The organism is Dyella jejuensis, from assembly GCF_044904675.1.
Classification (GTDB): domain Bacteria; phylum Pseudomonadota; class Gammaproteobacteria; order Xanthomonadales; family Rhodanobacteraceae; genus Dyella_B; species Dyella_B jejuensis.
This window is the reverse complement of the sequence record NZ_JADIKJ010000001.1, coordinates 253,653-267,509: the sequence shown is the minus strand read 5'-3', so window position 1 is coordinate 267,509 and position 13,857 is coordinate 253,653. Positions and strand designations below refer to the sequence as shown.

The following is a 13,857-nucleotide window of genomic DNA, read 5'->3' as shown; positions in this document are numbered from 1 at the left end:
CACCATGTGCGGAATCATCGGCATCGTCGGTACCACCGAGGTGGCATCGGCGCTTTATGACGGCCTTACCGTCCTGCAGCATCGCGGGCAGGACGCGGCCGGTATCGCGACCGTGGACGGCGCGCGACTGCGACTGCACAAGGACAACGGATTGGTGCGCGACGTCTTCACCCAGGCGGCCATGAGCCGCCTGCGCGGACGCATCGGCCTGGGCCATTGCCGCTATCCCACGGCGGGTTCGGAGGGCTCGTCCGAATCGCAGCCGTTCTACGTGAACTCGCCCTACGGCATCGCCTTCGCGCACAACGGCAACCTGGTCAACACCGAGACGCTGCGGCGGGAAATGTTCGAGGACGATCGCCGGCACATCAACACCGATTCCGATTCCGAAGTGCTGCTCAACGTGCTCGCGCACGAATTGCAGATCCAGGACCGGATGGCATTGACGCCGGACCACATCTTCAAGGCCGTGGCCGGCGTGCATGCGCGGGCGCGCGGCGGTTATGCGTGCCTTGCCTTGCTGCTGGGCTATGGCCTGCTGGCTTTCCGCGATCCGAACGGTATTCGGCCGCTGGTGCTCGGTGAGCGCATCACCGCGGAAGGGCGCGAATACGCGGTGACTTCGGAATCGGTAGCGCTGGATATCCTGGGTTTCAAGCGCCTGCGCGACGTAGCGCCGGGCGAGGCCGTGTTCATCACCAATGATGGCCAGTTGCACACCCGCATGTGCGCCGAAGGCGCCGTGCATGCGCCATGCATCTTCGAATACGTGTACCTGGCGCGCCCGGACTCGATGATCGAGAACGTGTCCGTCTACAAGGCGCGCCTGCGCATGGGCCAGAAACTGGCGGAAAAGATTTTGCGCGAACGTCCCGATCACGGCATCGATGCGGTGATTCCGATTCCGGACACCGCGCGCACCGCCGCCAGCGCGCTGGCCGAAGCCCTGGGCGTGCCGTTCCGCGAGGGCTTCGTCAAGAATCGCTACATTGGGCGCACCTTCATCATGCCGGGGCAGGGCGAGCGCGTGAAATCGGTGCGCCGCAAGCTCAATCCGGTCGAGCTGGAATTTCGCAGGAAGAACGTGTTGCTGGTGGATGATTCCATCGTGCGCGGCACCACCTCGCGCCAGATCATCCAGATGGCGCGCGACGCTGGCGCTAGAAATGTCTATTTCGCGTCCGCCGCGCCGCCGGTGCGCTATCCGAACGTGTACGGCATCGACATGCCGGCTGCTTCCGAACTGGTAGCGGCAGGACATACCAACAAGGAAGTAGAGAAGATGCTTGGGGCCGACTGGTTGATCTACCAGGACCTGCAAGACCTGATCTGGGCAGTGCAGGACGGCAACGAAAACCTGAAGCACTTCGATACGTCCTGTTTTTCCGGCGAATACATCACGGGGCTGGATCAGCACTACCTGCAACAGATCGAAATGCTGCGTTCGGACGATGCAAAAGCCGCGCGGCGCAGCGCGTAATGTGTTTTCTTTTCTCTCTCCACCGGTGAGAGAAAAGGCCAATGGCCACGCCCGCCATGAACGACCTCCATGCCGCCGCCAGGCGCTGCCTCGATGCATGCGATCCTGCTGAAAAGCTACAGCTGACCCGCGCGACCTGGAATGCATTGCAATCGGGGCATTTGGCGCCCGATCCCTCATCGCCAGCGCCCACCCCGATTGGCGATCCAGGCCGTCCCGCGCGGCCGCGCCTGGTTGCGCAGCGGCAAGTTCCGCGTCGCGGCCTCGGCACCCCGGAAGGCCGGGCGGCGCTCGTGCATGCGGTGGCGCATATCGAATTCAATGCCATCAACCTGGCCTGGGATGCGGTTTACCGTTTCCGCGGCATGCCCGCGGCGTATTACCGTGATTGGGCCAGTTGCGCCAACGACGAAGCGCGTCATTTTGCCTTGTTGTCCGACCGGCTGGCCGAACTCGGCCATGCCTATGGCGATTTCGACGCGCATAACGGCTTATGGGAAATGGCCGGAAAAACTGCCCATCACGACACCGCGCGCATGGCGCTCGTGCCGCGCGTATTGGAAGCGCGTGGCCTGGATGTCACGCCGGGCATGATCGAGCGCCTGCGTGCCGTCGGCGACGAGCGCACCATCGCGATCCTCGAAGTAATTTTGCGCGAGGAGGTGGCGCATGTGGCCGCCGGCACGCGCTGGTTCCGCTGGTGCTGCGAGCGCGACGGGCTGGATTCGCGCGAAGCGTTTCTCGATCTGCTGCGCGAATATATGGGATGCAACCTGCGCGGCCCTTTCAATCGTCCCGCCAGGTTGCAGGCCGGTTTCGACGACGAAGAACTCAACCGGCTTGCGATACTCGCCGTCTGAACTGGCTTGAGTAGGCGCGGCATCACTCAACTGCGTTGGCAAGATGCAGAGGCGTGCGGTCTAAGGCATGGTGGCGGTGGTTACTACCCTCCGGTAAGTAGCGCGTGGTAGTCGCAGCAAGAAAGTCTCGGCATGCCCCTGTTTTTCTCGCCTTGCGCAGTACTGTCCGCGACGACGCAACGAGGATTGCGGCTCGACGCCAACACATGGCGGCGAAGCTTCTTTGCCCGATATAAGGAATGTTCTATGGAATTGGCATTTGCCTATTTCCATCATAGACATTCTCATTTCTTTCTGGATTTCATCCGGAACTTCACGTCTTCCCAATAAATAACTTGCATTTCATCCAAGGTAAGTGGAATCGGCACCGATCAACTTGGCCGCAAGGCGGCCATGCAATGTTGCATGGAATTTCCGTCTTTTTTATGCCCCGGACTGACAGGCGGTCAAATTTTGAACGATGCGAAGGGCATCTGCCTGACTGGCACGCGACCTAATACTCGTATGAGTGAATGGAGCTAATGATGAAGTCACACGTAACCACGTATGAGGCCTATGCGAATCCACGCCGTAGAGAAATCCATTCTCGATGCGGAAGTCCAGGAACAAGGGGAAATCAGGACAAGGAGAACCCACAAGGAGAATCCAGCAAGAAGGCGAATGGTTCATCGGTGTCGCGCTTGAGCCAGCCATACACATCGGCTTGAAACGCGCGTGATGGGTTGCATATGGCGTGTGGCTGATCATGTTCGGTCTGTTAGCGTCGGCGCATGGCGTCAGTGCGCAGGTGATGTAAAAACCGTGCGTACCGGCCGTACACGCCGGTACGCACGTATCGGAAACGTCAAACCGGCGCGTGTCGTGGTGCAGGCATCCGTCGCTTTCCCAAAAAATCCAGCACGATCGCCAACGCTCGCGCAATGCGTGCGCGTGACTCATGGCTGACTGGTTCCTGATATTGGCTTTCCGGTGTCAGCACTAATCTGAAAAAACAAGGACGAAGTAGTGAACGATCCAAACAGCAGTACAGTGAATAACGAATTGAACACGGACCAGCTTTATGTACGCATGAGCGGTCTCTTCGACAGATTCAATAACTTTGGAAACATTATCGAGGGCTACTCCACCGATGCGCGTCCGGCTATCGAAGGCTACGGCACGCCCGGCTGTGTCGTTACGATCTATGACAAGTTTAGTGCCGGTACGCCGCCTCTCGGCACCGCCACGGTGGGCGCCGATGGCAAATGGCTGTTCGTGCCGACCACGCCGCTTACGAACGGCACCCATGTATTTTCTGTCTCGATAGTCGATGCCAACGATCCGTCGAAAGAGGTTTTCAACCGAGGCTATTCATTAGAAGTGTCCTTTAATCCTCACGGCCTGACTGGCGGGCTGGGGATCCATGCGCTTTACGATGGAGAAGATGTTTTTCATGGCGGCTATCGCGGCAATGGTTCGGTCACGCACAATGGCCACCCGCTGCTCGAAGGGACGGCGGCCGCCAATGCCCTGGTCACGATCAAAGACGGTAGCCAGGTATTGGGCACGGTCACCGCGGACGAATGGGGCTACTGGTCCTATAGCGTCCATCTCGATCTCGGCTCGCATGACCTGGTAGCGATGGTCGGCGACCAACCGGGCATACCCTTCCACGTTACGGTGGAAGCCCCCCTGCCGCCGAGCTTGCCCGCCGCTTTCATTGATAATGCGTATGACGTGGCCCGCCCCGAGCCAAGCTTGATTGCCGATGGCGGGATGACCGACAACGGTAAGCCCATGTTGGAGGGCCACGCCGATCCGTTTCGCCAGGTCACCATTTTCGATAACGGCCAGGCGGTCGCCACGGTGGATGCGGACTACCAGGGTTTCTGGCTTTACGTGCCCGATACGGCCCTGTCGACCGGGCAGCATGCGTTTACCGCAGCCATTGCCGACTGGCCGGCCAGCGAACCGTTTGTGCTCCAGATCGAGGCACCCGTGATCACGCCGGTGGAGATCCTTTATGCGGACGACATGGCAGGCGCCGCGCAGGGACAACTGCACGACGGCGATACCACGGACGACCGGCATCCCACCCTCCACGGTACGGCGGCCCCGAACAGCTGGATCGATATTTACGACAACGGCTCATTAAGCGGCCAGGCGCATGTCAATGAGCAAGGTATTTGGTCCTACCAGCCGGCTGGTCTGTCCATCGGTACGCACAGCCTGACGGCGGTGAGCCAGCAGGGCGGGAGCGTGCCCAGCGCGCCCTTTGTCATCCAGGTGGTCACGCACGCCTTCATCGACCATGTCTACGATAGCGTCGGCTCGGAGCAGGGCGCGGTGGCCGATGGCGCGACGATCGACGACAACCGGCCCGTGTTGGATGGCCATGCCGATCCTTACTCCCGGGTCACGATTTTCGATAACGGTCACGCCATCGGCACGGCCGATGCGAACTATCAGGGCTACTGGAATTTCCCGACCGGGACGGCCCTGTCGACCGGACAGCATGTGCTTACCGTCGCCGTAGGTGACGGACCGGCGAGCGAGCCGTTCGTGATCGAGATCCAGGCACCGGTCGTCACGCCGTTGGCGATCCTTTACGCGGACGACATGGGCAATGCCGCGCTCGGACAACTGCACAGCGGCGATAGCACGAGTGACCGCGCGCTCACGCTGCATGGCACGGCCGAGCCGAACAGCGTGGTCTATATCTACGACAATGGGAACGCAATCGGCGTCGGGTATACCAATAACGAGGGCCTCTGGTCCTTCACCCCATCCTCCGGGCTGAGCAATGGTACCCATGGCTTGACGGCTGTCGTCGCCAGTTCGGACGGCCTTGGCGCCCCTAGCGAGTCCTTTGTCATCAAGGTGACCGCGCAAGCCTTCATCGACAATATCTATGGTCCAACGCAAGGCTGGATCGCCAATGGCACCACGACCGACGACAGCCAGCCTGTGTTGGCGGGCCATGCCGATCCTTATAGCCAGATCACGATTTTCGATAACGGCCAGGCGATCGGTACGGTGGACGCGGATTATTGGGGTGGCTGGAGTTACCCGATCGAGAACGCCCTGTCGACCGGGCAGCACGTACTCGCCGTGGCGGTGGGCGACGGGCCGGCGAGCGAGCCGTTCGTGATCCAGGTCGAAGCGCGTGTCGTCACGCCAGTGGAGATCCTTTACGCGGATGACACGTTCGGTTCCGAGCAGGGACAACTGCACGACGGCGATACCACGGACGACCGGCATCCCACGCTCCACGGTACGGCGGCCCCAAACAGCTGGATCAACATCTACGATAACGGCTCCTTCAAAACCTACGTGCAGGCGACTGACCAGGGCACTTGGTCCTACAGGCCTTCCAGCGACATGTCCGTCGGCACGCACAGCCTGACGGCGACGAGCCAGCAGGACGGGAGCTTGTCCAGCGAGCCCTTTGTCATCCAGGTGGTCACGCACGCCTTTATCGAGAATGTCTACGATGGCGTTGGCCCGGAGCAAGGCTCGGTTGCCAATGGCGCCACAACCGACGACAGCCACCCCGTGTTGGCGGGCCATGCCGATCCTTATAGCCAGGTCACGATTTTCGATAACGGCCAGGCGATCGGTACGGTGGTCGCAGATTATTGGGGTGGCTGGAGTTACCCGATAGAGAAAGCCCTGTCGACCGGACAGCACGTGCTTACCGCAGCCGTGGGCGACGGGCCGGCGAGCGAGCCGTTCGTGATCCAGGTCGAAGCGCGGGGCGTCACGCCATTGGAGATCCTCTATGCGGACGACACCGCCGATGCCGCGCAGGGACAACTGCACAACGGCGACAGCACGGATGACCGGCATCCCACGCTGCATGGCACGGCCGAGCCGAACAGCGTGGTCTACATCTATGACAATGGAAGCGCGATTGGCGTCGGGTATACCAATAACGAGGGCCTTTGGTCCTTCACTCCGTCGGCCGTGTTCAACAGTGGCACCCACGACTTGACTGCTGTCGTCGCCGGCCCGGATGGTTTAAGCCCTCCCAGTGCGTCCTTTGTCATCCAGGTGGTCACGCATGCCTTTATCGATAATGCCTATGACCGGGTTGGCCCGGAGCAAGGTTCGATCGCTAATGGCGCCACAACCGACGACAGCCATCCTGTATTGGCAGGACACGCCGAACCCTATAGCCAGGTCACGATTTTCGACAACGGCCAGGCGATTGGCACGGTGCAGGCGGGCTATCAGGGCGACTGGACTTACCCGATCGGGATGGGCCTGTCGACCGGGCAGCACGTGCTTACCGTCGCCGTGGGTGACGGGCCGACGAGCGAGCCGTTCGTGATCGAAATCCAGGCACAGGTCGTCACGCCATTGGCGATCCTTTACGCAGACGACATGGCCGGTGCCGAGCAGGGGCAACTGCACAGCGGCGACAGCACGGATGACCGGCGCCCCACGCTGCATGGCACGGCCGAGCCGAACAGCGTGGTCTACATCTATGACAATGGAAGCGCGATCGGTGTCGGGTATACCAATAACGAGGGCCTCTGGTCCTTCACCCCGTCGCCCGGACTGAATAATGGTACCCATGCCTTGACGGCTGTCGTTGCTGGTGCGGATGGTTTAAGCCCATCCAGCGAGCCTTTTGTCGTCCAGGTGATCACGCATGCCTTTATCGACAACGTCTACGATGGCGTTGGTCCGGAGCAAGGCTGGTTAGCCAATGGCGCCACGACCGACGACAGCCACCCCGTGTTGGCGGGCCATGCCGAACCTTATAGCCAGGTCACGATTTTCGATAACGGCCAGGCGATCGGTACGGCGGATGCGGATTACTGGGGCAACTGGAATTACCCGACCGGGACGGCCCTGTCGGTCGGACAACACGTGCTTACCGTCGCCGTGGGTGACGGACCGGCGAGCGAGCCGTTCGTGATCCAGGTCGAGGCGCGCGTCGTCACACCAGTGGAGATCCTTTACGCGGACGACAAGGTCGGTGCCGAACAGGGGCAACTGCACAGCGGCGACAGCACGGATGATCGACGCCCCACGCTGCATGGCACAGCCGAAACGAACAGTTATGTCAACATCTACGACAACAGCATCCTCATCGGCACCCGGCTTGTCGGCGCCGACGGCCACTGGTCCTTTACGCCGTCGGGAGATTTGAGCAATGGCATGCACGGCTTGACCGCTGCCGTCGACAGCGAGAATGCATTCAGCCAGCCCTTCGTGGTGCAGATCGATGGACCTGCAACGCCACCTTATGCCATCACCGGGATTTATGATGTCAATGGCGAGCTGTATCACAGCGGCGACGTCATGCATTCGTCCCAGTTGATCCTGACCGGTACCGCCCGCGGCTATGTCCTGGTCGCTGTCTATGACGAGAATCACGAAAGGATAGGCGTCGCGGCAGCCACGCCGGACGGATGGGAGCTTCCTGTCGATCGTAGCTTCAGTAATGGCGAGCATCGTTTCACCGTGGAATTCGCTGACGGTACGGTGAGCCAGCCTTTCGTCATCACGGTGGACAACCCTGCCGCGCCTGATGCCAAGAATGATTCGCCGGCGATGCACGACGTGCTGACCCATGGTGGCGAAGAGTTGTTTTCGACGGCCGCGTCGCATGACGATGCGCGGCTCGCCGAACATGACATGGCGATGGAGCATGCCGGCCCCGACGCCGCGACAGCAAACTTGCCGATGGTTGCCGTGCAAAACGTGGATTCGGTGCATGCCGGCCTGGTGTTGCCGAATGACCAGCCTCATGTGCATGTAATGTAAGAGGTGCCATGCGTATCGGCTGTCGAGGCCGGTACGCACGGCCGTAAACGCATGTTGCTGCAAGGAAAGGGAAAGAGCCGGGGAAATCCGGCTCTTTCTTTTTTGGCGCAGGAACAAGTAGCCGTGGCGTCCGCCTACATTTTTACCGAAGCTCGACCGATAGGCTTTTTCATCGCCGCGCACGGGCGATTAATGCGCTCGATGATCCGACCGATCAAATACAGCGGATCGCCGCTTTGACTATCGGATAAGGCGGCATCGATCACATCGGGGCTTATCTGGAGCAAGCGCATGCGAGCCATCATGCTATCTACATGGTTGACCCTGTTCGCGCCGGCGCTGCTTGCCGCTGACCTGATGGCTTTCTGGGATACGCCGCGCCATGGCGGCAACAGCTTCAACCGCTTGCCGCCCGATGAGGCTTACTTTCGTGCATTGAAAAAATATGGCGCAAGCTGGGTGCGTGTCTCGTATGACAAATGGCGGCCAACGCAACGGGACTTCCTGCTCGGTAACGCCGATCGCTACCAGGGATTGGTGGCAAGCGATCTGGCAACCCTGCAAAAGGTGCTCGACAACGCGCAGGCGGCCGGCTTGAAAGTGGTGGTCGTGCCTTTGTCCTTGCCGGGCATGCGCTGGTCGCAAAACAATCGCGGCAAGTTCGATGACCGCCTGTGGCGCGACAAGCGCTATCAACAAGAAGCCGCGCAGTTCTGGCGCGATCTCGCGTCCGCACTGAAAGATCATCCAGCGGTGGCCGCCTACGACCTGATCAACGAACCCGCGCCGGAAAAGCACGGCGACCTGTATGAGCACGCGAGCGCCGCTGCCATGCAGGCCTGGTATCGAAAAGCGCGCGGCACCGCACGCGACCTGCCGGCGTTCTATACGATGTTGGCCAAGGCCATTCGGGAGATCGACGCCACGACCCCGATCATGGTGGAAAGCGGCTGGTACGGCGCCGCGGACGATTTTGCTTATTGGCCCGCGCCGCTGGACGATGCGCACGTGTTGTACAGCTTTCATATGTATGAGCCGTATGCCTTCACCAGCGCACCGAATCTCAGGCGCGCGGTGCCGTATACCTATCCTGGGCGCGTGCCATTCGCTGGCCGGCTGGAAAACTGGAATCGTGAACGCATCGATGCCTATTTGCGGCAGCCGCTGCAATGGGCTCGTGCCCGACACATACCGATGAACCGTATCGTGATGGGCGAGTTCGGTTGCGTTCGCAGGGTTTCCGGTTGCGTGGCCTATCTCGACGACGTGCTTTCGGTAGCCGATCGTGCCGGCATTCACTGGGCTTTCTACAGTTTTCGCGAAGACAGCTGGGATGCGATGGACTACGAATTGGGCGATGCCAAGGTACCCTGGTCTTATTGGAAGGCCATCGACGAAGGCCGGCCCGATCCGCTCGAACGCCATGCCATGCCAGCCTTCGAGCCGATTCGCCGCCGCTTGCCGGATCACTGACAGCAATGCCGGATGCGTCGTGCGCAAGCAACGGCACAACAGGTACGCGAAGCGTATGAGCACGATGCCACGCAGATTCGCCTAAGCCCTGCGTAGTTGTGGCTAGAAAGGCCAGCGCGAGCCTTCGCACGCCGGGTTACCGAAGCCGGATAACCCGGCGGGCCTGCCATGCCATGTCGCAGGCTTGCTACGGCTTGCGAAACTTCAGGATGAACCTGTCCGTCTTGCCTTTGATCGATTTGTCGAACACTGGCAGCGAGTGGTTATCCGCCGGATTGGCCAGCACATCGCTTTCGCCGACAAACTGGAAGCCCGCGGCGGTCACTTCCGCTTTCACCGCGGCCGGGTCGATGCGGTGCAGGTCATTCGTCCTGGATGTGCCGGTGCCCGCTGCCGCGGCATGATCGAGCACGATATAGACGCCACCGGGTTTCAGCGCGTCATAAATAGCTTTGTTGATACGTGCGATATCCGGCGATCCCATGAAAGGGTCGTGCAGGTCGTGATAGTTTTGCGACGTCCATACGATATCGACGCCCTGCGGAATCTGCAGCGCGGCGGTCGGCTGCACGAGTATCTTCACATTCGGATAATTGGCCGTGCCGGCAAAGCCGCGCACGCTTTGCAGGCCCTTGGGCGCGGCCTTGTCCATCTCGGTGGGCTGCAATGCATATACCACGCCGTGCGGACCGACAGCCTTGCTGAACAGGCGCGTGTAATAGCCCTTGCCGGGCATCAGGTCGACCACTTTCTGGCCGCGCGCGATACCCATGAATTGCATCACTTCGATCGGCTTGCGCTCGGCATCCATCGCCCGCTCGTCGGCGGGCCGGTTCGGATCCGCTACTGCAATGGCGATGAAGGAGGGTAGGGCGGGGGCCGCCTTCGCGGGAACGCCGGCGAGCACCAGCAAGGTGGCTGCGGCGGCAAACAAACCATGGAGCTTCATCGACGATCTCCTTTTGAACCGTGGGGTGGCGAACCATAGGATCATACTGGCGGGCTGGGCGGAGCGGCGCAATCCGCTTTACCTCTTGGTTCTTGCCGCAAGCATGGGATGACGCGCTCGTTCGGATCGACGCGAGTCGTGGTGATCGCGCATCGCCAATTCGTGTGGCAGTCGACTTACTGCTGATCGATAAGCATGCGCCGTATTGCATTGCTGCCGTTGCTCACGTTTTTCAGTACACGTAATTGATTGCGATCGCAGGCGTGACCGAGCCGGTGCTGTTATGTCCACCGAAAATCACCCGCGTGCCCAGCAGCACGCCCAATGTCGGCGACCAGTTGTATTCGATGGCCGGCGCAATGCCGAACGCTTCGCTCGGGCCGGAATCCAGCCGTACCTGTTGCGGAAAGGAAAGGCTGGCCGGATCGAGGATGTTTTCACCCGCCACGCGGGTATTGCCGTTGTGGCTGTAGGTGGCATCGAGCGCCAATACCCAGCGCTCGGTCAGGCTGTACTCGATGGCCAGGTCGGCAAACAGGCCCTTGCCCGGCTGCACGGTGCCGCGAAATCCCTGGCTGGTGCCGTAGACGCTGACATCCTTGACGCGCGCGGGTTGCGAGAACGCCTCCGATACGTTGAAGCGCACACGCAGGATGCGACCAGTCGGCAGCCACAGGTACGTCTGCGTGTTGAGCGCCAGGGTCGTGGTGTACGTACCCGCGCCAAGGCCATTGGCCGGATGATTGCCAAGTTCGTCATAACGACCGGTCGGCAAGGTTTCCTGCCACTGGATCGCCGTCGTGGGCAGCCAGCTGCCTTGCTGGAATTCGGTCAGCCGATATTGCGCCTGCACGGTCAAGTCGCCGGCGCCAATGCCGGAACTGTTCGGTCCGTTGCCGAGCCGGTTGTAGCCGAACACGGGAATGATCCCGATCGACAAGCGGTTCATCAGTCCATACAACATGTAGGTACGCGAACCGAAGCTGTCGGTGTGTGGCGAGCGTATATCGTAGAGATAAGGCTCGAACAGAAAATGCCCGGGTGGCAGCGTTTCGGCCGAGTTGGCCAGCATCGGGCCCGTCCACCAGGCATCGCTCATCGATTGCTCGGTGGACACGGCGGGCGGCAAGGCCGGAGCGCTCTGCGCGAGCGCGGGTACTGATCGCACAAGCCAGCCCAGCAAACTCAGCAGCATAGGCCAGTACCGCCTCACACCCGTCATGGGGCCCGCGCCAAATGGATGGCGCATCGTTCCAGAGCCTTGCTGCCGGCTTCCGGAAAAAAAGAGCGAGTGAAACGGTGCGGACAAGTACTGATGTCCGGCCGCATGGTGTGAACCAACATTCCGCAGCCGTGGCAGCCGTTCCGTTCGGTCGGTTCGCGGCCTCCAGCTCATCCGTCTCACGGTTCACCTCCCTTGGCTGTCCGGGGCAAAAGGTAGGCTGGACAGTGGTCGGCTTGAATAGCCACTTCGCTATGATTTGCCATAGCCACTTGAGGGCCGCCATGAAACGAATGCCCGCAGCGTTCCTGCCCCCCATCGCGCTCGATGCCGCAGCCAGCGCGCCGATGTACGGCCAACTGGCCGAATGGTTCCGGCGAGCCATCATGGATGGCCGGATGCGGCCGGGCCAACGTGTGCCATCCACCCGCAGCCTGGCCAGGGAGCTGGGCATTTCACGTGTGCCAGTGCTGAGCGCCTACGAGCAGTTGTACGCCGAGGGCTACCTGGAAACCTTCGTTGGCGCGGGTACCTGCGTGGCGCGATCGATCCCGGGCGCAGCGTTCAAACCGGGCGCCGCCGCTGCGCGTATCGCGCCGGATGACGTTGCGCAAGGCAACTCGCGCCGGGCGTCGCGACGGGTCGACGGTTTACGTGCGCCTGCCCAGACATGGGCCAATAACCAGGGGGCCTTTCGCGTCGGCCTGCCGGCGCTCGATCACTTTCCGGTCGCCGCGTGGTCGAAACTTGTCCATCGCCACGCGCGCCAGCCGCTCGTCGAACACATGGTCTACGGCGATCCAATGGGGTACCTTCCACTGCGCGAAGTCATTGCCGACTACCTGGCGACGGTCCGCGCGGTGCGTTGCGATGCCTCCCGGATTCTGATCACTACCGGGTCGCAGCAGGGCTTGCAGATCTGCATGCATGCCCTGCTGGAAGCGAAGGATCGCGTGTGGATGGAAGATCCCGGCTATCCCGGCGCGCGGCAGGCGCTGAAAACCGTGGGCGCGGACATCGTGCCCGTTCCGGTGGACGAGGAAGGGCTCGTGGTGGATGAAGGTATCCGTCGCAGCCGCCACGCGCGCGCGGCGTATATTTCCCCCTCGCATCAATTTCCGCTTGGTTGCACCATGAGCGCCACACGCCGCATGCAACTGCTCAATTGGGCTACCCGCACCGGAGCCTGGATCATCGAAGACGACTACGACAGCGAATACCGCTTCGGCGGCCGCCCGCTCGCGTCGCTGCAAGGCATGGATAGCGGCGATCGTGTCATCTACGTCGGCACGTTCAGCAAAGTGATGTTTCCTGCGCTGCGGGTGGGCTATGTGGTCGTTCCCGAAGACCTGGTTTGCGCATTCGCCGCGGTTCGCGATGCCTTCGATACGTTCTCCTCAACGCTGTACCAAATTGTCCTTGCCGACTTCATTGGCGAAGGACAATTCGCACGGCATATCCGCCGCATGCGGATGCTTTACCTGGAGCGCCGGAACGCCTTGCTGGAAGCCATCGACAAACATATGGACGGCCGCTTGCAGGTCATCGGTGCCCAGGCGGGCATGCAACTGGCCGCCTTGCTGCCGCGCGGCGTGGACGATGTGGCGGTATCGATCAAGGCCGCGCAGAAAGGCATCTCCGCCCGGCCGCTTTCGCTCTGCTATGCCGCGCCACCGCCGAGAGGCGGCGTGATCCTTGGCTATTCCGGGGCGAGCGTGCACGAACTTCGCGAAGGTGTGCGTCAGCTCAAGGCGTGCATCTGATGTAACCGGCAGGCCCGCTGCGTGGCATGAAAAAGCCGGCTGTTTGGCCGGCTTTTTCGGAAAAACATTGGTCGGGGAGACAGGATTCGAACCTGCGACTTCTACGTCCCGCCAGTAGAAGTCAATTTTTTTGCGCTTTTGATGATTCAAAAAATCTTTCAAATACAGTGAGTTGGTGTCAGTTTTCGCCCATTGTGACATCTACGTTCAAAACGTAGATGTCATATCAGAAAATGACGGAAGAACAATGCATTACGGGACGTGGGGACACCGATGGGGACACCACATATTTTTGAATAAACCTGAAGAAAATATTTTTCCTGACGTTCACGGTGAGCGTTTTGGGGTTCCTT

General features: G+C 60.8%; 8 protein-coding genes. 5 read left to right on the top strand and 3 right to left on the bottom strand.

Annotated elements, in window-relative coordinates:
* Positions 1–4 precede the first annotated feature (4 nt).
* The 3 genes from purF to ISP15_RS01040 all read left to right on the top strand — a co-directional run bounded on the left by purF (position 5) and on the right by ISP15_RS01040 (position 8,097).
* Positions 5–1,480, top strand: a complete 1,476-nt coding sequence (purF, locus tag ISP15_RS01050) for an amidophosphoribosyltransferase (protein ID WP_404544092.1) — start codon at positions 5–7, stop codon at positions 1,478–1,480.
* A 56-nt stretch (positions 1,481–1,536) separates the two neighbouring features.
* Positions 1,537–2,340, top strand: a complete 804-nt coding sequence (locus ISP15_RS01045) for a ferritin-like domain-containing protein (protein WP_404544091.1) — start codon at positions 1,537–1,539, stop codon at positions 2,338–2,340.
* 1,005 nt (positions 2,341–3,345) lie between these two features.
* Complete coding sequence (locus tag ISP15_RS01040; protein WP_404544089.1) at positions 3,346–8,097, top strand: Ig-like domain-containing protein; 4,752 nt, start codon at positions 3,346–3,348, stop codon at positions 8,095–8,097.
* A 134-nt stretch (positions 8,098–8,231) separates the two neighbouring features.
* On the opposite strand, the gene ISP15_RS01035 is transcribed toward ISP15_RS01040, so the two are convergent.
* Positions 8,232–8,390 (bottom strand): hypothetical protein, encoded by a 159-nt coding sequence (locus tag ISP15_RS01035; RefSeq protein WP_404544087.1) that lies wholly within the window; start codon positions 8,388–8,390, stop codon positions 8,232–8,234.
* Positions 8,391–8,400: 10 nt separating this feature from the next.
* On the opposite strand from ISP15_RS01035, the gene ISP15_RS01030 reads away from it, so the two are divergent.
* Positions 8,401–9,570 (top strand): glycoside hydrolase family 5 protein, encoded by a 1,170-nt coding sequence (locus ISP15_RS01030; protein WP_404544085.1) that lies wholly within the window; start codon positions 8,401–8,403, stop codon positions 9,568–9,570.
* Positions 9,571–9,757: 187 nt separating this feature from the next.
* Here ISP15_RS01030 and ISP15_RS01025 read toward each other — a convergent pair whose 3' ends face one another.
* Together ISP15_RS01025 and ISP15_RS01020 are read right to left on the bottom strand one after the other, a co-directional pair.
* Positions 9,758–10,519, bottom strand: coding sequence for a class I SAM-dependent methyltransferase (locus ISP15_RS01025; RefSeq protein WP_404544082.1), 762 nt, complete (start codon positions 10,517–10,519; stop codon positions 9,758–9,760).
* A 232-nt stretch (positions 10,520–10,751) separates the two neighbouring features.
* The gene (locus tag ISP15_RS01020; protein WP_404544080.1) at positions 10,752–11,714 is read right to left on the bottom strand and encodes a transporter; all 963 of its coding nucleotides are present in this window, start codon (positions 11,712–11,714) and stop codon (positions 10,752–10,754) included.
* Positions 11,715–12,025: 311 nt separating this feature from the next.
* Here ISP15_RS01020 and pdxR point away from each other — a divergent pair, with 311 nt between their 5' ends.
* Positions 12,026–13,504 carry a MocR-like pyridoxine biosynthesis transcription factor PdxR gene (gene pdxR / locus ISP15_RS01015; RefSeq protein ID WP_404544078.1) on the top strand — a complete coding sequence of 493 codons (1,479 nt, stop codon included), beginning with the start codon at positions 12,026–12,028 and terminating at the stop codon, positions 13,502–13,504.
* Positions 13,505–13,857: the final 353 nt, after the last annotated feature.

Bases quoted from the DNA above. Each gene is read 5' to 3' on its own strand.
- purF (WP_404544092.1), top strand. From the start codon at position 5: ATGTGCGGAATCATCGGCATCGTCGGTACCACCGAGGTGGCATCGGCG.
- ISP15_RS01045 (WP_404544091.1), top strand. From the start codon at position 1,537: ATGAACGACCTCCATGCCGCCGCCAGGCGCTGCCTCGATGCATGCGAT.
- ISP15_RS01035 (WP_404544087.1), bottom strand. From the start codon at position 8,390: ATGCGCTTGCTCCAGATAAGCCCCGATGTGATCGATGCCGCCTTATCC.
- ISP15_RS01030 (WP_404544085.1), top strand. From the start codon at position 8,401: ATGCTATCTACATGGTTGACCCTGTTCGCGCCGGCGCTGCTTGCCGCT.
- ISP15_RS01025 (WP_404544082.1), bottom strand. From the start codon at position 10,519: ATGAAGCTCCATGGTTTGTTTGCCGCCGCAGCCACCTTGCTGGTGCTC.
- ISP15_RS01020 (WP_404544080.1), bottom strand. From the start codon at position 11,714: ATGCTGCTGAGTTTGCTGGGCTGGCTTGTGCGATCAGTACCCGCGCTC.
- pdxR (WP_404544078.1), top strand. From the start codon at position 12,026: ATGAAACGAATGCCCGCAGCGTTCCTGCCCCCCATCGCGCTCGATGCC.